We start from the raw sequence: 20,515 nt of genomic DNA on the forward strand, positions 1-20,515 counted from the left end.
TTGCCAAGATTGCATGCGGAACTGATATTCCGCGCGAAGGGACGCGATCCTTCCGGGATCGCTTGAGGGCTGGAACGATGTTCAGGCATGCATGCGCCGCCGCCTTGTCGGCCGCTCTGGCGCTCGGCGCCGCACAGGCGGCCGCGCCGCCGGCGCCGGTCCCGACGGCTTCGATCCCGATGAAGAAGGACGGCGGCGTCTATGTCGTGCCGGTGACGGTGAACGGGCTGGTCACGGTCGACTGCATCGTCGACAGCGGCGCCTCGGACGTGAACATCCCCGCCAGCGTGTTCCGCAAGCTCCAGCATGCCGGCGCCATCCAGCAGAGCGACATGCTGGGGACGGAGGACTACACGCTCGCGGACGGATCGACCGAGCGCGGGCGCGTCGTCCGCATCCGCACGCTGAAGGTCGGCAATATCGTCGTGCACGACGTCAACGCCAGCATCGGCGGCGACGAAAGCAGCGCGCTTCTGGGGCAGAGCTTCCTGGAGCGCTTCCGCTCCTGGTCTCTCGACAATGGGCGCCACGCCCTGGTGCTGAACGGCCCGCCCAGCGATCCCGCGCCGCGCGTCGCCCGCGGCGGCAACCGCCCCGTGCCGGCGCCGCATGCCGGCCCGGCCGACAATTCCGGCCCCCCGACCGTGGCGCAGATCTCGAGCGGTCACGGCGGGCACATCCGCCATCCGCCGGCGAAGGCAAGTCCCGGCGAAACCGACGACGACGGCCTTTCCGGCCAGTACAGCGAATAGGGCCGGCGGCCATCGCCACGGTAAAACCCGCAATCGCAAGGCAGGATAGTTCGTCACCTCAACCCCCGACGCGGATATGTGTCGGTCTGCGTTCGCGCGTAAATTCCCGGCACTGGCCGATGGCAGGCGAATTCAAGTCTTGCCGGAAGCCCCAAAGAGGCGTTCCGTCCGCCCGGAAATATTCAAAGCGAGGGCTTTATGGCCTATACGATCTATGACGCATCCATTCCGGTGATGATCCGCAGCCTGACCAGCCTGTCGAAGATCCTCGACAAGGCGGTGGCGCAGGCCAAGGCCGACGACCTGCCGCTCAGCGAGCTTCTCGACGCACGGCTGGCGCCCGACATGCACCCCTTCCCGCGCCAGATCCAGCTGGCGTCGGACGCGGCCAAGAGCGCCGCCGCGCGCCTCGCCGGCGTTACGGCGCCGAGCATGCCGGACACCGAGACCACCTTCCCCGAGCTGCACGCGCGGCTGCAGAAGACCATCGCCTTCCTGGAGACGATCAAGCCGGACCAACTCGCCGGCGCCGAGGACCGCGAGGTCGTGCTCAAATTCCCCAGCGGCGAGATGAAATTCACCGGCCGCGACTTCCTGGCTGGCTTCGCGCTGCCGAACTTCCTGTTCCATGTGACGACCGCCTATGCGCTGCTGCGGCACAAGGGCATCAAGATCGGCAAGACGGATTTTCTCGGCGGCGCCTGAGCGCCAGGCCTCGCGCGGCGGCGCCTATGCCTCTTCGGGGGCGCCGTCCGCCGGGCCCTGGAGATAGGGTTCCACGGTTCCCGTGTATTTGATCGTCATCGGCCGGCCATGGCGGTCGACCGTCTTGCCGACGGCCAGCCGCACCCAGCCTTCGCTGACGCAGTATTCCTCGACATTGGTCTTTTCCTGGCCGTTGAAGCGGATGCCCACGCCGCGCTCGAGGAGCTCGCGGTCGTAATATTGGCTGCGCGGATCCGTGGACAGGCGGTCGGGCGGTGTGTCGGCCATGGTGTGTCGGGCTTTGCGATTTGCGGCGTGCATATTGCGGGGGCGGAGCGGGATTGCAACCGCGCGCCGCGATGGCCATTTCCCCAGGCATGGAAGCCCGGATCGTCCCCTGCCCGCGTTGCGACACCGCCAACCGCGTGCCAGTGGCGCGCCCCGCCGCGGAGGCGCGCTGCGGGCATTGCCACAAGCCGCTGTTCGACGGCCGTCCGCTCGCCCTGACCGCGGCGCGGTTCGACCGTCACGCCGGCGCCGACCTGCCGCTGCTCGTCGATTTCTGGGCCGAATGGTGCGGGCCGTGCCGGATGATGGCGCCGGGCTTCGAGAAGGCCGCGGCGCTGTTCGAGCCGCGGGCGCGCCTCGCCAAGGTCGATTCCGACGCCGAGGGCGCGCTGTCGGCGCGGTTCGGCGTCCGCTCCATTCCCACGCTCGTCCTGATGCACCGCGGCAAGGAAATCGCGCGGATGTCGGGCGCGCTGCCGCCGAGCGAACTCAACCGCTGGATCGAACAGCACCTGCCCGCCTAGACCCGCTTCACCGGATAGCTGCAGAACAGCACGGCGCTCAGACCGCCGCCGGGGCCAGCCAGCGGCAGCGCCACCTCGCAGTACCAATCGGTCGCGCGTCCGAGCGGGACGGACGAGTTCGCGACGACCGGCGCACCTCCCCTGATCGTCGCCCGCAGGATCGCGCGCAACTGCCGCCTGATGTCGTCGGCGAGTTCGTCGACGTCGCGCCCCGTCGCCTCCCGGCCGAAACGCCGGATCAGATGGGTGCCCGAAAGGCGCAGGCGAAAGCGGCTTTCGTCCACGACCTCGATCAGGGCGAGATGGCCCAGCCAGGGCTTCAGTTCCTGGACCGGCAGACTCTCCCGCCACGGCATCGGCCGGCCGCCGCATTTTTGCAGCCAGCAGGAGATCAGCGATTGAAGGGCGGGCGGAAGCGCGTGGGTCTGTGTGCCGAGGCTTTGGATTTTCTGCGCGTTCGTCATTCCCTCGATCGCAAATTTCGCGGCCCCCGCGACACCCGGATTGACAAGAGCGGCGCACAGAAAGAGCAGCCAGAGCGGAAGTTGCTGGCAAGGGACTCAGCTCTTCTGCACGCCGCCGCTTGACGCCCTCCGCATGCCAACCCGATAAAGGTCGGGTTTTCTCGATTTGCGGACGAACATTCGCCCAGGCATCCATGAATACCCCGGCTATCCCGCATAAAATATCGGTCTGTAAGTCTTTATACAGACAAAACTTTAGATATCGGACATTGCAACCTGCGGTCAAGAGAAAAGTCTAGGAATTCCGACGTGAGCGGGCGAAAATCTAAAGGAAATCGAAGCGCCCCGACAAATGTCGGGGAGGCTCCCGCAACTTTCCGGGTCGAATTGGGCGAACGGATACGCTGGCTGCTCGATCAGTTTCCCAACCGCGTCGAGGCGGCGGAGATCGCGGGCGTGACTCCGGAGCATCTCGCCTCCTACATCGCCGGCCGCGCCAAGCCGCCCTTCGAACTCGTCGCGCGCCTCGCCGCGGCCAGGAACGTCTCGCTCGACTGGCTGGCCAGCGGCGAGGGACCGCGCCAGGCGGGCGACGAGGAGCCCGAAGGCTTCGTGGCGATCCCCATCCAGCGCGACGCCGATGCCGATCCGGACGGCGAGGAGGACACGGTGCTGTTCTCGGCCGGCTTCCTGCGCGGCCTGGGCACGATCGACAAGCTTCGCATCGTGGTCCAGCGCGGCGCCGCCAACGAACCGGTGATCCGCGACGGCGACCTGCTGCTGGTCGACACGGCGAACGACCGCATCACGCGCGACGGCCTTTACGTCTCGCTGCGCGACGGGCGGAATTTCGTGCGCTTCGTGGAGACCGCGCCGAACGGCACGGTGACGCTGAAATCGCGCAACCCCGACTACGGCACGCAGACCCTGACGCCCGAGGAAGCGGCGCGGCTGCAGATTTTCGGCCGCGTGCGCTGGCGCAGCGGCGCGATCTGAACTTCCCGCGCGGTCGTCCCGGTCCGGAATTGTCCCTCGGCGATTCAGCCAAAGCGACGCCGCTCAGCCCTTCGCGTGCCGGCGCAGGGTCTCGCGCAGCTCCGCATTCTCCGTGCGCTCGGCGGCCAGCTCGCGCTCGGTCTCGCGAAGCTGGCTGAGGAGGCGCTGGGCCGCGGCGCCGCCGCGCCGGGCGGCGAATTCCGTGCGCAGGTTCATCAGCTCGGTCACGTCCTCGACGCTGTGGATGATCCACTTCACATAGCCGTCGGGGCCGATCACCGGAACGTTGAGCGGACTCCAATAGCGCTCCGCGAAGGCGCCCGAGCCGGCCTCGCGGACGTCGTATTTCTGGATGTTCATGCGGTCCGGCTGCCGCGACTTGAGCACCTTCAGGAGCGAGGCGCGCAGATTCTCGACGCCGTCGGCGGCGGAGTCGCCGGGATTGTCGGGAAACGCCTCGAACAGATGGCGCCCGACGATCGCATCGCGCTCCGTCATCGTCGCCGCGCAGAACGCGTCGTTCGCGGCCATGATCGTGAAGCTGGGATCGAGGACGAGATAGAGCCCCGGCGTCCTGTCGAACACGCCGGAGAATTCGGACGTAGGCAGACGATCGATCGCGCCGTCTTCGGATGTAGGGGTCATGGCATCCGTAGGACTTCAATTACGCCCAATAATATTGAGCCTATTGCGCATCGCGGCATCCCCCTCATTTTGGGGGGAGTGGAAGCGCCCTCTCTCTACCGCGAGTAGAAACAATCGTCGCGGCCGACGCCGATGCGCGCAACCGTAGGACGCGCCGGCCGTGCGCGCCTCATTGCCAGTGATCGAGTTCGATCCACCAATCGCCTTCGAGGTTCTTCTCGAAAGACGCGATCGAAACGCGCTTGTCGAGATAATCGTTGAGGTCCTTCGGCGGCGGCTCCTTGATCTCGATGATGCGGTAGAGCGGCGGACCGTAGCGGTATTTCTTGTAGGCGGGGGCTGCGCCCGCGCCGGCCGACCACATCTCGATCCAGAGCTGGCAGCCGCGGATATAATGCACGCCCGCGGCATCCAGCGTGCCGAGCAGGGCGCGGAACCGCTTCTCGTCGGCCGGCGGCATTTGCGGCTGCGCCCAGGCCGGATCGCGCATGATCGTCTGGTCGTATTTGAGCTTGCACAGTTCGGTGCGCAACGCCTCGAACGCGGCGCGCTTGGCGTGGAACGCGGCGACCATGTCCCGGTCGGTCGGCGGCGCCCGGCCGCAACCGGCAAGGGCAAGCGCCAGGGCAAGAGCCGCCGCCAGGCATGCGCGCGTCATGGCGCGGCCGCGCCCTGGGCTGTCAGGCTTTGCTGTCCGACCGGCATGTCCACCACCTTATAAGGGCCTGCATCAAGCCGGTCGGCGCCGATCGATGCAAGTCAGCCGGCGCGCTGTCCGATCTCTTCCGGCACGAACGGGCCCAGCACGCAGATCTGATTGGTCTGCAGCACACGGATCGATTGCGCGCCGCCGCAGATCTCGTCCAGCGGCGTGACATAGACGAAGCCGTTGAAGCGAAGGCCCAGGCACGGGATGCGGAGGTTGCTGGCGTAGACCTTGCCGCTCTTCAGGCGAAAAAGGATCTTCTTCGGGTTGACCACGGTGGTGCGGTCGATCTGGGTCGATTGCAGGCATATCTGGGGGCGGACGTGCTGCTGCGCAGCGGCCGGCGCGATCGGGACGGCGCCGAAGACGGCGAGGGCGCCGAGGATTGCCAGTTTTCTCATGTCGGTTCTCCGGAAGGCCGCTCCGCGGCCAGTTTCGCGCAACGGCGCCGCCGCGCATAGCCGAAATCCAAGTCACTTTCTTGACTTAGGGCATCACTTCGACTCATGGTCCGCCCCGCTCTTCCGTATGGAGACTGGACCATGTCCGCCGCCGCTTCCGCGCCCGTCCGCATCACCCTGCCCGACGGCAAGACGCTCGACTTCCACAAGGGCGTCACGGGCGCCGAGATCGCGGCCTCCATCGGTCCGGGCCTGGCCAAGGCGGCCCTGATCGTCGAAGTGAACGGAAAGCAATGGGACCTGTTCCGCCCGATCGAGCAGGATTCCAAGGTCCGCATCATCACCAAGAAAGACCCCGAGGCGCTGGAGCTGATCCGCCACGACGCGGCGCATGTGCTCGCCATGGCGGTGCAGGATCTTTATCCCGGGACCCAGGTGACCATCGGCCCGGCGATCGAAGACGGCTTTTATTACGACTTCGCGCGCGCCGAGCCGTTCACGCCGGAAGACCTGCCGAAGATCGAAGCCAAGATGCACGAGATCGTGAAGGCGGCGCTGCCGACCGCGCGCGAAGTGTGGCCGCGCGCCAAGGCGATTCAGCACTTCAAGGACATCGGCGAGACCTACAAGGCCGAGCTGATCGAGAGCATTCCGTCCGACGAGGACGTGTCGATCTACTATCACGGCAACTGGCACGACCTGTGCCGCGGGCCGCATTTCGCGACCACCGCGCCCGTCGGCGACGCGTTCAAGCTGACCAAGATCGCCGGCGCCTATTGGCGCGGCGATGCCAAGAACGCGCAGCTCCAGCGCATCTACGGCACCGCCTGGCGCGACCAGAAGGAATTGGACGCCCATCTCGAACGGCTGGCCGAGCAGGAAAAGCGCGACCATCGCCGGATCGGCCGCGACCTGGAGCTGTTCACCTTCTCGCCGGAGGTCGGCGCCGGCCTGCCCCTGTGGATGCCCAACGGCATGGTGATCCGCCAGGAGCTCGAATTCCTCGCGGTCCAGGAGGAGCGCAAGGACGGCTACAAGCGCGTCTCGACTCCGGAGATCACGAAAGAGAACCTCTATATCCGCTCGCGCCATCTCGCCTATTACGGTGACGACATGTATTCGCCGATCGATATCGAGGGCGAGAATTACTACCTCAAGCCGATGAACTGCCCGCATCACCACATGATCTATCTGGCGACGCGGCATTCTTACCGGGAGCTGCCGCTGCGCCTCGCCGAATACGGCCACTGCTATCGCTACGAGGCGTCGGGCGGATTGTCCGGCCTGATGCGCGTGCGCGGCTTCAGCCAGAACGACGCGCATATCTATTGCCGCTTCGATCAGGCGAAGGACGAGTTCCTGAAGGTGATGCGCCTGCATGCCCGCTATTACGATCTGATGGGCATCAAGGATTATTACATGCGGTTCTCGCTGCCCGATCTGACGAAGAAGCACAATTTCGTCGACGAGCCGGAGAGCTGGCGCGCCTCGGGCGAGATCATCCGGGCGGCGATGAACGAGAGCGGGCTGCCTTACGTCGAGGCCGAAGGCGAAGCGGCGTTCTACGGCCCCAAGGTCGATTTCATGATCAAGAGCGTGATCGGGACCGAATATGCGATCTCGACCAACCAGCTCGACTTCATGGCGACCAAGACCTTCGACCTCAAATATATCGGCGAGGACGGCGCGGAGCATCCGGTCTATGTGATCCATCGCGCGCCCTTGGGCAGCCACGAACGCTTCACCGCCTTCCTGATCGAGCATTATGCCGGCAACTTCCCGACCTGGCTGGCGCCGGTGCAGGCGCGCGTGATTCCGATCAGCGAGAAGGCGTTCGACTACGGCCACAAGGTGGTCGACGCGATCTTCCAGACGCCCGTCGTCAACGGCACCACCGGCCTTCGCGTCGACATCGACACCAGCAATGAGCGCATGCAGAAGAAGATCCGCGACGCCCAGCTCAAGAAGATCCCCTACATGCTGGTGGTCGGCGAGCGCGAGGCGGCGGAAGGAAAAGTCGCGGTGCGCCTGCGTTCCGGCAAGGATCTGGGCCCGATGCCGCTCGAAACCGTCATAGAACGGCTGAAAAAGGAGGCCGAATCCCGTGTGGATGTGGCCGAATAACCCTTGCGAAAACGGAATTGTCTCCTATTCTTAAGGAGTCAACCGTCGCCCCGCGCGACGCTTTGCAAGGACACCCCGCCACGCCGCAGAACCGGACATCGTTTCGCGAGGCTTAATGGCAAGGGTCCTCGCGAAAGGCGTTTTCGCGTCGGCGCAATTGAGGAGAGAAAGTCATAGTCCCCAGACGTTTTCAGCAGCCCGACAAGGCTCCGGCCAAGGGCGGCCCCCGCGTGAACGAGGATATCTTTTCGCGCACCATCCTTCTGATCGGCGACGACGGCCATAAGTACGGCGAGATCGGTCTCGACGAAGGCCGCGCCATCGCGGAAGAAAAAGGCTTCGACCTGGTCGAGGTTTCGCCGGAGGCGAAGCCGCCCGTGGTCAAGCTGATGGATTACGGCAAGTTCAAATACGAGCAGCAGAAGAAGGCCGCCGAGGCGCGCAAGAAGCAGAAGGTCATCGAGATCAAGGAGATCAAGATGCGCCCGACCATCGACGACCACGACTACGACACCAAGATGAAGCAGATGCGCCGCTTCTTCGACGAGGGCGACAAGGTCAAGGTCACGCTGCGCTTCCGCGGCCGCGAGATGGCGCATCAGAATCTCGGCATGGATCTGCTCAACCGCGTCCACAAGGACGTCGAGCCCATCGCCAAGATGGAACAGTGGCCGAAGATGGAAGGCCGCCAGATGATGATGGTATTGGCGCCGCGCTGAACCATCGGCGACGGACAATATTTATCGGAGCGCCGGCGGCGATGGCTGCCGGCGCTTTTTCTTTGTCGATGTCGATTCAGTAGACCGAGCGGGCCGAAACCGGGATCGCCGCCGTCCGCGGGCGCCCGACCGCCGCCATCGCGGGCTCGCGCTGCGCGAGCAGCGTGTCGGGCACGCCGCTGATGGTCTTGTAGGCAACGCGACCGTCCCGCACGAGCAACGTCACCACCGCCTCGCGCGCCGCCGCACTGGCGGAGCCCAGGCCGAGCGATGCCAGCATGCCGGCGCCGCGGCTCTTGTCGCCGGGCTTGAACACCAACGCGGTGCAGCGGTCGCGCGCCTCGATGCATTCCTGCAGCGGCTCGTCCATCCGGTCGAATTTGCGCGAATCGCCGGCGAACCGCTCGATCAGGCCGAGATAAGAGAGAACCTGGACATTCGCCGTCGTCGTATCGAAACCGAGGGCCGCGAGCTGGGAGGCGCGGGTCTCGCCCGGCTGCACCCGGACATAGGCGGCCGCAAGATCCTGCAAGGAGCGGAGCTGGGTGCTGGCGGCTTCGGAGGAGGGTCGCGGCAGCAAGGTGAGCGTGCCGCACCCCAGCAACGCCAGCGTCACCACCAAAATCGCAATGGAAGCGGCATAGCGGAGTGAGCCGCTACCCTGTCCCTCGTCCATGGTACCCCAACGCCCGCTTTATTTGGTTGCCTAATCCTAAACACGTTGTTGTGGATAAGAAAAGCATAACCCGGAGAAATGGTAAGCCAGGATGGTTACGGATCGGTGATAGACCTACAGCAGCGTACAACCGTTGCGATATCGGCGTTGCCGCCGCTGAGCACGACCGCGATGGCCTTGTTTTTGGTATCGAATTTGCCGGCGAGCACCGCCGCCAGAGCGGCGGCGCCGCCCGGTTCGACGACAAGTTTCAACCGCTGGAAGGCGAAACTGACCGCCCTTTCGAGCTCGGCGTCCGCAATTGTACGGACTTCGGCCACAAATTTTTTTGCGAGAGCGAAGGGGATGTGGCCGGGCGCGGGCGCCATCAGGGCGTCGGCGATCGACAGCGCGCCCCCCGGCGCGGCCGTCCGTTCGCCCGCCGCCAGCGAAAGGCGCATGCCGTCGAAGCGCTCGGGCTCGACGCCGACCACCCGGGTCGCCGGGCTGGTGCCGGACAGGGCCAGCGCGATGCCGGTCAGCAACCCGCCGCCGCCGCAGGGCGAGACGACCGCGTCGAGGCCGACGCCCGCCGCTTTCGCGTCGGCCGCGATCTCGAGGCCGACAGTCCCCTGGCCGGCGACGACCATCGCGTTGTCGAAGGGCTGGATCAGGGTCGCGCCAGTGCGCCCGACGATGCCCTGCGCGATGGCTTCGCGGTCGTCGGTCAGCCGGTCGTAGAACACGATCGTCGCGCCCAGCCGGCGCGTGCCGGCGATCTTCGCCTCGGGCGCGTCCTTCGGCATGACGATGGTCGCCGGCAGGCCGAACTGGGCGGCCGCGGCCGCAACGCCCTGGGCATGGTTGCCCGACGAGAAGGCGACGACGCCGCCGGCGCGCTTCTCCGCCGGGATCTGCAGCACCGTGTTGACCGCGCCGCGGAACTTGAACGAGCCCGTGCGCTGCAGGGGCTCGGGCTTGAGGAAGATGCGCCCGCCGGTGCGGGCGTTAAGCTCGGCGTTCTCCAGAAGCGGCGTAAGCACCGCATAGGGCGCGATCCGCCCTGCGGCGGCTTGGACGTCTGCGAAGGTGGGGACGGTGACGGTCATCGGAGTCCGCTCGGTTCGACGCTCTCTTCTACCTCAGCCCGCATCGCGTGAGAGCACATATCGCCGCATGGCCGACAGGAGGGGGTTGGCACCGTTCGCCAGCCAGGACTATGGTCGCCGCGTGTCCGCCCGGGCAGGCGGATACAAGCCTTAAAATCGCTAATCGACACGAGTCCTCGATGCTGAAGGTCTATCAGCAGCAGAATGGCGGCCTGAAAGGTGTTGCCCTTTCGGAAGGCGATGCCCTTGCGCCCGATGCGGTGTGGCTCGACCTGCTCTCGCCCACCAATGAGGAGCGGCGCAAGGTCGGCGAGATGCTGGGCATCGAGATGCCGACCCGCGCCGACATGGAGGAGATCGAGGTCTCCAGCCGGCTCTACCAGGAAGACGGCGCGATCTTCCTGACCGCGCTCATCATCTCCAATTCGGAAAGCGAGAATCCGAGCGCCGATGTGATCAGCTTCGTGCTCACCCACGACAAGCTGGTCACCATCCGCTACATCGACCCGCAGCCCTTCCGCACCTTCGCGATGCGCTGCGAGCGCGGCAGCGTCACGCCGCAGCGCGGCGAGATGGTCCTGATGGCGCTGCTCGACGTCATCATCGACCGCATGGCCGACGTGCTGGAGCGCGCCGGCTCGGAGATCGAGACCCTCTCCAAGGAGATATTCCAGCCCAGCGAAGGCACCGTCCTCCAGTCCAAGGACTTCCAGAACGTGCTGCGCCGGCTGGGCCGCAAGCACGACCTGACCGGCAAGATGCGCGAGAGCCTTCTGTCGATCAGCCGGGTGCTGTCCTTCCTCACCCCGGCGATGGACGGCAAGCCGAACAAGGAAGTGCGCACCCACATCAAGACGCTGACGCGCGACGTGCAGTCGCTGCAGGACCACACGGGCTTTCTGGGCGGCAAGCTGAACTACCTGCTGGACGCGACGCTGGGGCTGATCAACATCGACCAGAACAACATCATCAAGATCATGTCGGTGGCGGCCATCGTGTTCCTGCCGCCCACCCTGTTCGCCTCGATCTGGGGAATGAATTTCCAGGCCATGCCGGAACTGCACACCGCGATCGGCTACCCCATCGCGCTCGTCATCATCGTCATATCCGGCATTCTGCCTTACGTCTGGTTCAAGCGCCGCGGCTGGCTGTAGGCTGGCCGGGATGCAGCACTCCTCCCGGGGCATCGCGCTGAAGCTCGGCGCGACCTTCGCCTTCTCCGTCCAATATGTCGCCCTGAAGCTGGCCGGCAACACCGTGCCGGTCGGCGAGGTGGTGTTTTTCCGCGCCTTTTTCGCGCTAGTACCCCTGCTCGCGCTCTCCTTCTACACCGTCGGCCCGGCGGCCCTGGTGCGCACCAAGCGGCCGGGCCTGCACCTGATGCGCGCCGCGATCGGGTCGTCCTCGATGTTCTTAGGCTTCGCGGCACTGAAGCTTTTGCCGCTGGCCGACCTCACGGCTTTCGGCTTCGTGCAGCCGATCTTCGCGGTGATTCTGGCGGCGCTGATGCTGAAGGAGAAGGTCGGGCCGCATCGCGGCTTCGCCGTCGTCGTCGCGTTCGGCGGGGTACTCCTGATGGTGCAGCCGCATGGCGGGTTCCTCGGCATGGCCTCGGGCGGCTTGTCGGCGGGCGCCGGCCTGGCGCTCACCGCCGCGCTGTTCTCCGCCTTCGTCGTGATCTTCATCCGCCAGATGAGCGCCACGGAGAAGAGCGAGACCATCGTCTTCTACTTCATGTCGTTCTGCGCCGCGCTGGGCGCGATCACCATGATCTGGTGGCGCGTGCCGCTCACCTTGTGGATGGCGACGTGGCTGATCCTGGGCGGCATCTGCGGCGGCTTCGGACAGATCATGATGACCTTCAGCTACCGCTATGCCGAGCCGTCGCTGCTCGCGCCGTTCGACTACACGGCGATGATCTGGGCGGTGGCGTTCGGTTATCTCGTCTTTGCCGAGGTGCCGGTGACGCTGGTGCTGGCGGGCGCCGCCGTCGTCACGGCGGCCGGGGCCTATATCGCGGTGCGCGAGCATCGCCTCGGCCGCGAACTGGCGAGCCGGGTCGAGGCGGTCTGACCGCCCCCTATTCGCAGGGAGCGCGAGGCCTTGACGGCCACCGGAACCCATTGAAAATCGCGCCGGCTGTCGGTTGGGGGATCGCATGAAATTCCGCGCGCTTTGGATCGGTCTGGCGGCGTCCGCCGCCATCGCGTTCTCCGCCAATGCTTCGGGCGGCGGCGGCGAGCCGGTGGGCGACCAGCAATCGCCGGTCGACATCGTCGGCGCCATTCCGGCGAAGATCAAACCGTTCAAGGTCGACTATCGCGCGCGCGACTTCATCGTCACCAATGACGGCCACACCATCAAGGTGACGCCCGCCGGCGGCACCAGCACCGTCACCTATGACGGCGAGGTCTACACGCTCAGCCAGTTCCACTTCCATCACAAGAGCGAGCACTCGGTGAACGGCGTACAGACGCCGATGGAGCTGCATTTCGTGAATACGCTCGGCGACGATGCCGTCGTGCTCGGCGTTTTTCTCGACACCAAGGCGGCCAACGCGGCGTTCAAGACGATCATGGATGCCGCGCCGGCGACGCCCGGCCCAGCGGTTCACGTCACGATCGATCCCAACACGCTGCTGCCGAAGGACCGGCATTACTGGACCTATATGGGTTCGCTGACGACGCCGCCCTACAGCCAGATCGTGCGCTGGATCGTGCTGCAGCACGGGGTGAAGGTCGACCCGGCGAGCATCGAGAAATTCGCGACGATCTATCCCGACAGCGCGCGCGCGATTCAGCCGCTCGACCGCCGCTTCATCCTCTCGGGGCCCTGAGCCGCGAGCCGATCGAGTTCGGCCACGAAGTCCTCGCCGAAATAATATTTGAGCTCGTCGCGGGCGCCTTCGTACACGCTCGGGCCGGCGCCGGCGCAGGCGAGGCTCTTGTCGTGGACTTCGCTGCTGGCTTCGAGCACGCCGTAGTTGAAGGTCGTGGGGAACAGCGTCGAGACGACCGGCTTGAGCTCGTGATAGTCGATCCCCTTCTCGAGCGCATAGGCATGGATCAGGCAGCCGCGGCCGGCCGGGTTGCGGAACACGCATTTGCCGCCGCGCTCGCGGGTGCGCAGATAGCGGCCGGTGGGGAACTCGGCGTCGTCCAGGACCTCGTCGGTGAACCATTCGGTGCGCGGGGCGGTGACGCGCGCGGAGAAATCCTCCCCCAGGGCGGCGATGCGCATGGCATTGCCGACGTCGATATCGACGCCATAGGAACAGCACTGGTCGTCACAGAAGGTGCAGTCCATGCATTTGGCGAAATAGGTGAGCGAGAAGATCGCCGTGTCGACCGAATGGATCACCGGCGCGCCCTGCACGCTTGTATAGGCACGGGCGAGCGCGACGACGCTCATGCGATCTTCCTGAGGGCCGCGCGGTTGCCGGCTTTGCGTTTCGTCGATTGGGCCTTGGCGTTGGCGAGGGCCGTGTCGACCACGCGCTGGATCAGCTGGTCGTAGGAGAGGCCGATCTGCTCGCCGGCGGCGGCGAAGCCGGCATCGGGCGCGATGCAGGGATTGGTGTTGATCTCCAGCACCAGCGGCTCGCCCTTGGGCGTGACGCGGAAATCGACCCGGACATAGCCGGTGAAAGCGAACAGCTTCCACGTGCGCAGGCAGGCCCGCTTGAGCTTGGCGGCCAGCACCGGCTCGTTGGTCTCGGTATCGAAGGCGCGGATCATCTGGTCGTTGATGTCCAGGCTCTCGTCCCATTTGGCGCCATAGCCCACGATGCGCGGCTTGTCCGACGGCCAGTCGTCGAATCGCATCTCGGCCAGCGGCAGGACCATCGGCTTGCCGTTCGGGCCCTGCATCATCGAGATGTTGTACTCGCGGCCGTCGATATATTCCTCGGCGAACCACTGGCCGCCATGGCGCGCCAGGCTTTCCGCGGCGCGGCGCTTGACCGCCTCGGCGCCCTCCACGACGCAGCCGTCGTCGAGGCCGACCGAGGCGTCCTCCAGCGTCGATTTGACGATGTATTTACGCTCGTCGAGCCCGGCCCAGTCCGGCGGCTCATGCCAGTCGGCGGTGGCGATGCCGGCCTCGCGCAGCTTGCGCTTGGTCAGCGGCTTGTCGGTGGTGACCGCCATGGCGGCGTAATCGACGCCGGTGAAGACCGCGCCGGCCTCTTCCAGCATGCGCGGCGCGATGGGGGCGAGGCGCCCGAGCCCGTCGACGCCTTCGACCAGGTTGAACACCACATCGGCGCCCTCGCGGGCCAGGAGGGCGCGGAAGCGGTCGGCGTCGGTGGTGAACGGCGCCTTGGAGACCGCATGACCGTTCTTGAGGAGCGCCTGGGCAACAGCCTCGGCGGAGGTGAGCGTGTCGATATCCTCCGGCGGCGCGTCGGGCGGCACGTCGGAATGCAGAACGAGAATGCGCATGCGGTCCCCCAATCTACTTCGCCAGCGCCGGATAGCGCCTCAGGAACGAGTCCATGATCCTGCCGATCAGGTCCTGGTACGAGACGCCCTCGCGCGCGGCGATGAAGCACATGTCCGAATACTCCGGCCGAAGGCCGGCCAGCGGATTCACTTCGATGAAATGCGGCCGGCCCTCGCCGTCGCATCGTATGTCGATTCGCCCGCCGTCGCGGCATCGAAGACAGCGCCACGCCGCCAGCGCGACGTCGCCGGCGGCTTTCGCCTCGGCCGGCGGCGCGCCGACGATGTCGAGGCGGCCGTCCCAGTCCTCCTTGTTGACGAGGCCGTAGCCGTCGCCGTGATAACCGGCCAGAGGTACGATCTCGCTGACGCCGAGCACGGACGCATCGTCGCCCGTGCCGGTGATGCCGACGGTGAATTCACGGCCGGCGAGGAACGGTTCGACCAGCACGGGCTGGCGGAAGCGGGCGAGCAGATCGGCGGCGGTGGCGCGCATCGCCGCGCGGTCCGCGACCTTGTTGTTGGTGCCGATGCCCTTGCCGGAGCCCTCGGCGACGGGCTTGAGGAACAGCGGAAACGGCAGGTCGACGGTCTCGACGTCCTCGATCCGCTCGATCAGCGCGAAATCGGTGGTCGGCACGCCGCAGTCGCGGGCGATCCGCTTGCACATCGCCTTGTCGAGCGTCACCGCCATGGTCAGCGGATCGGAGAACACATAGGGGATGTCATAGGCTTCGAGGATCGCGGGCACCTGGGCCTCGCGCGCGAGGCCCTTGAGGCCCTCGCAGAAATTGAACACGCCGTCCCAGCGCTCGCCGGCGGCGAGGCGCTCGACCAGGGCCTTCACATTGCCGATGCGGACCGGCGCGAAGCCGAGGCCGGCGAGGGCGTCGCACAGGCCGTCGATGGTGATTTCGGCGTCGAACTCCGCCGTTTCCTCCTCGCTATAGCCCTGGGCGAGGTAGTCCTTGCGCAGGTCGAAGGTGACGCCGATGCGGAGCACTACTCACCTCCCCGGAACGGGGAGGTCGACGCGCGCAGCGCGTCGGGTGGGGCAGCGCGCTTGCGGCACGCCCCCACCCGAAAAATCGCTTCGCGATTTTTCGACCTCCCCCGATGGGGGAGGTGGAAATAAGCCATGGTTACCTTCGACCTCAGTCGCCTATTTGTCGGCGCCCAGCGTGCCGCCGGGATCGGGGTAGCGGTATACGCCGCCCTCGAAATTGCGCAGCAGCAGGTTGTCGCCGTCGCGCCCGACCACAAAGTCCGGTGCAACCTGGATCTTACCGCCGCCGCCCGGCGCGTCGACCGCGAAGATCGGCGTCGCATAGCCGGTGGTGTGGCCGCGCAGCCCTTCGATGATCTCCAGACCCTTCTCCACCTTGGTGCGGAAATGGGCCGAGCCGCGGATCGGATCGCATTGGTAGAGGTAATAGGGACGGACCCGGCGCTTGAGCAGGCCCTGCATCAGGGGCTTCATCACCTCGATATCGTCGTTGATGCCCTTCATCAGGACGGTCTGGCTGCCGAGCGGGATGCCGGCATCGGCCAGGCGGGCGGTCGATTCGGTGACCTCGTCTGTCAGCTCGGCCGGATGGGTGAAGTGGATGCTCATCCAGAGGGGATGATATTTCTTCAGGATGGCGATCAGGTTCTTGGTGATGCGCTGGGGCGTCACGACCGGCATCTTGGTGCCGATTCGCAGGAACTCGATGTGCTTCATCGCCCGGAGGCGGCCGAGCAGCCAGTCCAGCTTGTCGTCGCCCAAGGTCAGCGGGTCGCCGCCCGACAGGAGGACGTCGCGGATCTCGGTGTGCTGCTCCAGATAGGCGAGCGCCTGTTCCCATTGCTTGGTCGAGAACTGGTACTCCCCGCCCGGATTGCCGACGACGCGGGCCCGCGTGCAATAGCGGCAATAGGTCGAGCAGGTGCCGGTGGTCAGGAACAACACGCGGTCGGGATAGCGGTGGACCAGGCCCGGCGCGGCCATGTCGTGGTCCTCGGCCAGGGGGTCGTCGTCCTCGCCGGCCGTGGTCAGGTATTCGTCTCCGGTCATGATGTGGGTGCGCCGCAAGGGTTCGCTGGCGTCCTTCAGCCCCATCAGGCTGGCGTAATAAGGCGTGATGCCGACCGGAAGCGAGCCTTTGTGGCGGCTCACGGCGTCGAACTCGTCGGCCGACAGCGAGAAGATGCGGACCAGCTCGTCGCGGGTGCGGATACGGGCGCGCATCTGCCAGCGCCAGTCGTTCCACTCCACCATCGAGGTGCCGGGATAGAAGGTCTTGTAGAAAGCGCGCGTATCGGGATTGACGGGGAAGCGGAGGGCCACCTTCTTCGCGGGGGCGGCCTCTTTGGAGGGAGCAAGCAGCGGCTGCGCGCCGGACGCTTCCGTCAGTTGGGGTCGGACATCCTGCCGTGGGCGGATCGTCCGGAGCGGAGGCTTGGCTTCACGCCCCCGCGCGATTTGGAGACTCATCGTCCTATAAGACGCTCCGAAGTTGCGATCCACGCGAAAGCCCCAACGACTCCCCATCAACGGATGCAACAACGAGAGCGATATTTAGTAGCTTCAATTCACGCGTCAAGAGTAACAAGCGGTCGGCCCCCGCATGACGAGCGGCAACGAACGCCGCTCGACGACCTGCGAGGGACCCATTCGATGCGTATGAGGATCATCGCGAGGGCCGGCGCATCGGGTGCGACCCGATTCGACTCGCGTTTCATCTAACCCTTGCCGAATCGGCATCGGATGAATTTCGCGGACGCTGCGTCCGGCCGTCTTGGGCCGCGCGCGGACCGCACCGTCGACCGTAGGACCGGCGCATTGGCGTCCGCGCGACGGGGGGCGGCCCGATCGAACGTCCCTGTGAATGAATTGCCGGCCTGTGACCGACGCGCCTCACTCGGCCGGGGGGACGGTCACGTCGTGGGTCTGGGTCACGCGATAGAGCGTGATGTGCACCTTGCGGCCGCGCGTGTAGTTGAACCCGTCGAGGCCGTCGAGCGGCACCGCATCGGTCTCGCGCTCGGCCAGATGGGCGAGGAAGGACGGCCGCTCCTTGTCTTCGACGAGGGCGAGGCCGCCCTGATAGGCGCCGACTTCGGCCGCGCCCATCCCGTCGGTGAGCCTGGTCTCGGTCCCGAGCGCGAAGAGCAGGCTCGGCTCGGCATAGCCGGCGGCGACCACGGGCGGGTCGCCCGGCTTTTCGTATTTCGCGACCAGCGCGGCGGCGCGGGGGCTGATCCAGATCGCGTTCAGCCTGGGTCCGGCGCCCGCGGTAAGCGTCGGATAAGCCACGAATACCGACATTATCGCCAAGCCGAAGGCCGGGACCTTCGCGGCGCGAAGATAGACGATGAGCGCGGCGAGGCTGAGCAGCGCGGCGAGCGCGGCCAATCCGATCAGCCAGCCCGGGGCGCCGGGCCCATAATAGAGTGCCGCCAGGATCGGCGCGGCCGCCAGCGCCGCGGCCCCGATCAGGAACTGCACGGCCGAGAGATAAGAGAGCGCCGCCTGCCAGCGCGGCCCATGGGTCTCGCGCGGCCACAGCATCCAGACGGCGGCCAGCATCGCGAGCGGCGGATAGGCCGGCAGGATGTAATTCGGCAGCTTGGTCGGTACGATTTCGATCATCAGCCAGCTCGCGCCGGCCCAGGCGAGCAGGAATCGGGTCGCCGGATCGTCCAGCTTGCGAATCGCCGCGCCGAGACCGGGGACGACGAACAGGATCGCCGGCCAGAAGGTCAGCGTGACGAGCAGCAGATAGGTGCCCGGCCATGCGCCGTGACTCTCCTGCCCGCCGGCCAGCTTCGCCGCGAAGTCCTGACCCAGCGACTGCTCGTAGAACGCGCCATGGCTCGCGAGCAGGATCGCGATGCCCCACGGCAGCACGATCAGCAGCGTGAGGGGGATGCCGAGGAGCGGTCTGGTGCCGGCGAGCCAGCGCCAGTCGCCGCGGCTCCAGGCGATGAGCGCGAGCACGGTCACGGCGCAGACGCCCGGCACGACCGGCCCTTTCACCAGGATTCCGGCGGCGAAGGCGGCCCAGCCGATCAGGACGAGGCGGGTGCCGACCGCGGGACGGCCCGGCTCGCGCGCGGCGAGATAGATGCGGATGAGGACGCCCATCGCGCCCATCAGGCAGGCGAGCTGCACCGCGTCGGTGGTCGCCATCGTCGATTCGGCGGTGAGGAGCAGCGACGTGCCCATCAGCGCCGCACCGAGCCAGGCGATCTCGGCCATCGCGAAGGCCCGCGCGCACCAGAAACATAAGAGCACGGCGAGCGTGCCGCCGAGCAGCGAGGCGAGGCGATAGGTCCAGATATGGCCGCGGTCGCCGAGGCCGGCGATGGCGGTCGTCGCGGACTGGAGCCAATAGATGCCGGCCGGCTTCTTGTAGCGCGGCACATGGCCGAGGCGGATGTCGACGAAGTTGCCGGTCTCGAGCATCTGCCGCGAGGATTGCGCGAAGCGGCTTTCGTCGCGATCGATCGGCGGCAGGGTGAGAATGCCCGGCAGCCACAGGGCGATGCACAGCACAGCCAGTGTCGCCCACCAGTGCCGCGCCGCCCAGGACAGGGCGCGGCCGGTCCGCGTCGCCGGCACTTGCGGCGCGAGCATCGCGGTCGGCGGGGCCACGGCCTCGTCGTTGCCGCTCATCTGGAACGTCCCTTGTATGGCGATGCCGCGGCCGGGCGCCTCCGGCGGGGGGATTGCGGCAAATGGGTCATCCTGGAACAAGCCTGTTTCTTGAGGGGCTAGGCCTGTATAAGGCGCCCGGCCGCGCGCCCGAAAGGGAGGCCGAAAGACGGCCGGCCGGCACTCTATTCTACGACGGGATCGAACGGAACCTCAGCATGGCGGTCGCTCTCTCCGTGGTCGTGCCGGTCAAGGACGAGGCCGAGAATGTCGGGCCGCTGGCGCGCGAGATTGCGGCCGCGGTGACGGGCGAGGATGCCGAGATCATCTTCGTCGACGACGGTTCGACCGACGGCACCGGGGCCGCGCTCAAGGCGCTCAAGGACGAGATCCCGTCGCTGCGGGTGATCCAGCACGGCCGCAACCTCGGCCAGAGCCGCGGCATCCGCACCGGCGTGCGCGCCGCGCGCTCCGACGTCATCGTCACGCTGGACGGCGACGGGCAGAACGATCCAGCCGACATCCCCAAGCTGCTCGCCGTGCTGCGCGGCCCCGACGCGGGCAATATCGGCGTGGTCTCCGGCGTGCGCGCGCGCCGCAAGGACACGTTCAGCCGGCGCTTCGCCTCGCGGCTGGGCAATGCGATCCGCTCGCGCCTGCTCGACGACGGCGCGATCGACACGGGCTGCGGCCTCAAAGTGTTCCGCCGCGAGGCCTTCCTCGCCCTTCCCTATTTCGACCACATCCACCGCTTCATCATCACGCTCATGATCCGCGAGGGCTATGACGTGCGCTTCGCCGAGGTGAACCATCGCCCGCGGACGCATGGCCGCTCGAAATACACCAATTTCGGCCGGCTCCTGGTGAGCGTGAACGACATTCTGGGCGTGCGCTGGCTGCAGCGGCGTTTCCGGGCCAACGCCGAGTCGCGGGAGATCTGATGAGCTACCTCACGCGTCTCTATATGCTCGCACTGCAGCACCCTTATGACACCGTGTGGACGGGCTTCGGCTTCCTGGGCCAGGCGGTGTTCGGCGTGCGCATGCTGATCCAGTGGCTGCGCAGCGAGCAGGAAGGCCACAGCGTGGTCCCGATCGCCTTCTGGTATTGCAGCCTCGCCGGCGGGCTGATCAGCTTTGCTTATGCGGTGCACATCCAGGCCTGGCCGCTGCTCATCGGCCAGGGCATGCCGCTGCCGATCTATGTGCGCAATCTCTACATGATCTATCGCGACCGCGCCCGGAAGGCCGCCGCGCCGACGGCTTAACCATCGCCTCCGTTAACCGCGCCCCTTTTTCGCCCCAATATGGTACAAACCTTACGCGGCCGTGTCGGTCCCGTAGCTT

Annotated in this window: 23 protein-coding genes; 11 read left to right on the forward strand and 12 right to left on the reverse strand. The window is 66.4% G+C overall.

The genetic code is table 11. The features are described from left to right. The first annotated feature begins 77 nt into the window (after positions 1–77). Together WDN01_10320 and WDN01_10325 are read left to right on the forward strand one after the other, a co-directional pair. The gene (locus tag WDN01_10320; GenBank protein MEJ0026412.1) at positions 78–752 is read left to right on the forward strand and encodes a retropepsin-like aspartic protease; all 675 of its coding nucleotides are present in this window, start codon (positions 78–80) and stop codon (positions 750–752) included. A gap of 198 nt (positions 753–950) precedes the next feature. After that, positions 951–1,457: a DUF1993 domain-containing protein gene (locus WDN01_10325; GenBank protein ID MEJ0026413.1), complete on the forward strand. Its 507-nt coding sequence runs from the start codon at positions 951–953 to the stop codon at positions 1,455–1,457. Positions 1,458–1,481: 24 nt separating this feature from the next. On the opposite strand, the gene WDN01_10330 is transcribed toward WDN01_10325, so the two are convergent. Continuing rightward, complete coding sequence (locus WDN01_10330) at positions 1,482–1,745, reverse strand: DUF3297 family protein (GenBank protein ID MEJ0026414.1); 264 nt, start codon at positions 1,743–1,745, stop codon at positions 1,482–1,484. Between the two features lie 89 nt (positions 1,746–1,834). Between WDN01_10330 and trxC the strand changes: the two genes are divergently transcribed. Then, complete coding sequence (trxC, locus tag WDN01_10335) at positions 1,835–2,269, forward strand: thioredoxin TrxC (GenBank protein MEJ0026415.1); 435 nt, start codon at positions 1,835–1,837, stop codon at positions 2,267–2,269. On the opposite strand, the gene WDN01_10340 is transcribed toward trxC, so the two are convergent. Further along, positions 2,266–2,733, reverse strand: a complete 468-nt coding sequence (locus tag WDN01_10340; GenBank protein ID MEJ0026416.1) for a PAS domain-containing protein — start codon at positions 2,731–2,733, stop codon at positions 2,266–2,268. The two genes, trxC and WDN01_10340, sit on opposite strands and share 4 nt — an antisense overlap. A 387-nt stretch (positions 2,734–3,120) precedes the next feature. Between WDN01_10340 and WDN01_10345 the strand changes: the two genes are divergently transcribed. Beyond that, the gene (locus WDN01_10345) at positions 3,121–3,729 is read left to right on the forward strand and encodes a S24 family peptidase (protein ID MEJ0026417.1); all 609 of its coding nucleotides are present in this window, start codon (positions 3,121–3,123) and stop codon (positions 3,727–3,729) included. Between the two features lie 63 nt (positions 3,730–3,792). Here the strand turns inward: WDN01_10345 and WDN01_10350 are convergent, their stop codons facing one another. The 3 genes from WDN01_10350 to WDN01_10360 all read right to left on the reverse strand — a co-directional run bounded on the left by WDN01_10350 (position 3,793) and on the right by WDN01_10360 (position 5,481). Then, the gene (locus tag WDN01_10350; GenBank protein MEJ0026418.1) at positions 3,793–4,374 is read right to left on the reverse strand and encodes a PAS domain-containing protein; all 582 of its coding nucleotides are present in this window, start codon (positions 4,372–4,374) and stop codon (positions 3,793–3,795) included. Between the two features lie 169 nt (positions 4,375–4,543). After that, the gene (locus tag WDN01_10355) at positions 4,544–5,032 is read right to left on the reverse strand and encodes a hypothetical protein (GenBank protein ID MEJ0026419.1); all 489 of its coding nucleotides are present in this window, start codon (positions 5,030–5,032) and stop codon (positions 4,544–4,546) included. 101 nt (positions 5,033–5,133) lie between these two features. After that, on the reverse strand, positions 5,134–5,481 hold the full coding sequence (locus tag WDN01_10360; GenBank protein ID MEJ0026420.1) for a hypothetical protein: 348 nt from the start codon (positions 5,479–5,481) through the stop codon (positions 5,134–5,136). A 141-nt stretch (positions 5,482–5,622) separates the two neighbouring features. Between WDN01_10360 and thrS the strand changes: the two genes are divergently transcribed. Together thrS and infC are read left to right on the forward strand one after the other, a co-directional pair. Next, positions 5,623–7,605, forward strand: a complete 1,983-nt coding sequence (thrS, locus tag WDN01_10365; GenBank protein ID MEJ0026421.1) for a threonine--tRNA ligase — start codon at positions 5,623–5,625, stop codon at positions 7,603–7,605. A 230-nt stretch (positions 7,606–7,835) separates the two neighbouring features. Next, entirely contained in the window at positions 7,836–8,324 is a 489-nt protein-coding gene (gene infC, locus WDN01_10370; protein ID MEJ0026422.1) for a translation initiation factor IF-3, read from the forward strand. 76 nt (positions 8,325–8,400) lie between these two features. Here infC and WDN01_10375 read toward each other — a convergent pair whose 3' ends face one another. Beyond that, a complete protein-coding gene (locus tag WDN01_10375; GenBank protein ID MEJ0026423.1) occupies positions 8,401–9,000 on the reverse strand; it encodes a hypothetical protein in 600 nt (199 codons plus the stop codon). 95 nt (positions 9,001–9,095) lie between these two features. Continuing rightward, on the reverse strand, positions 9,096–10,088 hold the full coding sequence (locus WDN01_10380; GenBank protein ID MEJ0026424.1) for a threonine/serine dehydratase: 993 nt from the start codon (positions 10,086–10,088) through the stop codon (positions 9,096–9,098). Between the two features lie 179 nt (positions 10,089–10,267). Here WDN01_10380 and WDN01_10385 point away from each other — a divergent pair, with 179 nt between their 5' ends. From WDN01_10385 to WDN01_10395, 3 genes are all read left to right on the forward strand, one after another. After that, positions 10,268–11,242, forward strand: coding sequence for a magnesium transporter CorA family protein (locus WDN01_10385; protein ID MEJ0026425.1), 975 nt, complete (start codon positions 10,268–10,270; stop codon positions 11,240–11,242). A 10-nt stretch (positions 11,243–11,252) separates the two neighbouring features. After that, a complete protein-coding gene (locus WDN01_10390; GenBank protein ID MEJ0026426.1) occupies positions 11,253–12,161 on the forward strand; it encodes a DMT family transporter in 909 nt (302 codons plus the stop codon). Between the two features lie 85 nt (positions 12,162–12,246). Then, the gene (locus WDN01_10395) at positions 12,247–12,924 is read left to right on the forward strand and encodes a carbonic anhydrase family protein (GenBank protein MEJ0026427.1); all 678 of its coding nucleotides are present in this window, start codon (positions 12,247–12,249) and stop codon (positions 12,922–12,924) included. On the opposite strand, the gene WDN01_10400 is transcribed toward WDN01_10395, so the two are convergent. The 5 genes from WDN01_10400 to WDN01_10420 all read right to left on the reverse strand — a co-directional run bounded on the left by WDN01_10400 (position 12,885) and on the right by WDN01_10420 (position 19,190). Then, entirely contained in the window at positions 12,885–13,499 is a 615-nt protein-coding gene (locus tag WDN01_10400; protein MEJ0026428.1) for a hypothetical protein, read from the reverse strand. The genes WDN01_10395 and WDN01_10400 overlap by 40 nt on opposite strands. After that, positions 13,496–14,530 carry a hypothetical protein gene (locus WDN01_10405; protein MEJ0026429.1) on the reverse strand — a complete coding sequence of 345 codons (1,035 nt, stop codon included), beginning with the start codon at positions 14,528–14,530 and terminating at the stop codon, positions 13,496–13,498. The genes WDN01_10400 and WDN01_10405 overlap by 4 nt, the downstream gene beginning before the upstream one ends. A gap of 13 nt (positions 14,531–14,543) precedes the next feature. Then, positions 14,544–15,533: a hypothetical protein gene (locus tag WDN01_10410; GenBank protein ID MEJ0026430.1), complete on the reverse strand. Its 990-nt coding sequence runs from the start codon at positions 15,531–15,533 to the stop codon at positions 14,544–14,546. A 159-nt stretch (positions 15,534–15,692) separates the two neighbouring features. Continuing rightward, the gene (locus WDN01_10415) at positions 15,693–16,859 is read right to left on the reverse strand and encodes a KamA family radical SAM protein (GenBank protein ID MEJ0026431.1); all 1,167 of its coding nucleotides are present in this window, start codon (positions 16,857–16,859) and stop codon (positions 15,693–15,695) included. A gap of 570 nt (positions 16,860–17,429) precedes the next feature. After that, a complete protein-coding gene (locus tag WDN01_10420; GenBank protein ID MEJ0026432.1) occupies positions 17,430–19,190 on the reverse strand; it encodes a glycosyltransferase family 39 protein in 1,761 nt (586 codons plus the stop codon). Positions 19,191–19,387: 197 nt separating this feature from the next. On the opposite strand from WDN01_10420, the gene WDN01_10425 reads away from it, so the two are divergent. Together WDN01_10425 and WDN01_10430 are read left to right on the forward strand one after the other, a co-directional pair. Next, positions 19,388–20,110 carry a glycosyltransferase family 2 protein gene (locus tag WDN01_10425; GenBank protein ID MEJ0026433.1) on the forward strand — a complete coding sequence of 241 codons (723 nt, stop codon included), beginning with the start codon at positions 19,388–19,390 and terminating at the stop codon, positions 20,108–20,110. Continuing rightward, positions 20,110–20,436, forward strand: a complete 327-nt coding sequence (locus WDN01_10430) for a lipid-A-disaccharide synthase N-terminal domain-containing protein (protein MEJ0026434.1) — start codon at positions 20,110–20,112, stop codon at positions 20,434–20,436. The genes WDN01_10425 and WDN01_10430 overlap by 1 nt, the downstream gene beginning before the upstream one ends. Positions 20,437–20,515 lie beyond the last annotated feature (79 nt).

This window comes from Rhizomicrobium sp. (assembly GCA_037200985.1).
GTDB lineage: Bacteria > Pseudomonadota > Alphaproteobacteria > Micropepsales > Micropepsaceae > Rhizomicrobium.

Bases quoted from the DNA above. Each gene is read 5' to 3' on its own strand.
- WDN01_10320 (MEJ0026412.1), top strand. From the start codon at position 78: ATGTTCAGGCATGCATGCGCCGCCGCCTTGTCGGCCGCTCTGGCGCTC.
- WDN01_10325 (MEJ0026413.1), top strand. From the start codon at position 951: ATGGCCTATACGATCTATGACGCATCCATTCCGGTGATGATCCGCAGC.
- WDN01_10330 (MEJ0026414.1), bottom strand. From the start codon at position 1,745: ATGGCCGACACACCGCCCGACCGCCTGTCCACGGATCCGCGCAGCCAA.
- trxC (MEJ0026415.1), top strand. From the start codon at position 1,835: ATGGAAGCCCGGATCGTCCCCTGCCCGCGTTGCGACACCGCCAACCGC.
- WDN01_10340 (MEJ0026416.1), bottom strand. From the start codon at position 2,733: ATGACGAACGCGCAGAAAATCCAAAGCCTCGGCACACAGACCCACGCG.
- WDN01_10350 (MEJ0026418.1), bottom strand. From the start codon at position 4,374: ATGACCCCTACATCCGAAGACGGCGCGATCGATCGTCTGCCTACGTCC.
- WDN01_10355 (MEJ0026419.1), bottom strand. From the start codon at position 5,032: ATGACGCGCGCATGCCTGGCGGCGGCTCTTGCCCTGGCGCTTGCCCTT.
- WDN01_10360 (MEJ0026420.1), bottom strand. From the start codon at position 5,481: ATGAGAAAACTGGCAATCCTCGGCGCCCTCGCCGTCTTCGGCGCCGTC.
- thrS (MEJ0026421.1), top strand. From the start codon at position 5,623: ATGTCCGCCGCCGCTTCCGCGCCCGTCCGCATCACCCTGCCCGACGGC.
- WDN01_10375 (MEJ0026423.1), bottom strand. From the start codon at position 9,000: ATGGACGAGGGACAGGGTAGCGGCTCACTCCGCTATGCCGCTTCCATT.
- WDN01_10380 (MEJ0026424.1), bottom strand. From the start codon at position 10,088: ATGACCGTCACCGTCCCCACCTTCGCAGACGTCCAAGCCGCCGCAGGG.
- WDN01_10385 (MEJ0026425.1), top strand. From the start codon at position 10,268: ATGCTGAAGGTCTATCAGCAGCAGAATGGCGGCCTGAAAGGTGTTGCC.
- WDN01_10390 (MEJ0026426.1), top strand. From the start codon at position 11,253: ATGCAGCACTCCTCCCGGGGCATCGCGCTGAAGCTCGGCGCGACCTTC.
- WDN01_10395 (MEJ0026427.1), top strand. From the start codon at position 12,247: ATGAAATTCCGCGCGCTTTGGATCGGTCTGGCGGCGTCCGCCGCCATC.
- WDN01_10400 (MEJ0026428.1), bottom strand. From the start codon at position 13,499: ATGAGCGTCGTCGCGCTCGCCCGTGCCTATACAAGCGTGCAGGGCGCG.
- WDN01_10405 (MEJ0026429.1), bottom strand. From the start codon at position 14,530: ATGCGCATTCTCGTTCTGCATTCCGACGTGCCGCCCGACGCGCCGCCG.
- WDN01_10420 (MEJ0026432.1), bottom strand. From the start codon at position 19,190: ATGAGCGGCAACGACGAGGCCGTGGCCCCGCCGACCGCGATGCTCGCG.
- WDN01_10425 (MEJ0026433.1), top strand. From the start codon at position 19,388: ATGGCGGTCGCTCTCTCCGTGGTCGTGCCGGTCAAGGACGAGGCCGAG.
- WDN01_10430 (MEJ0026434.1), top strand. From the start codon at position 20,110: ATGAGCTACCTCACGCGTCTCTATATGCTCGCACTGCAGCACCCTTAT.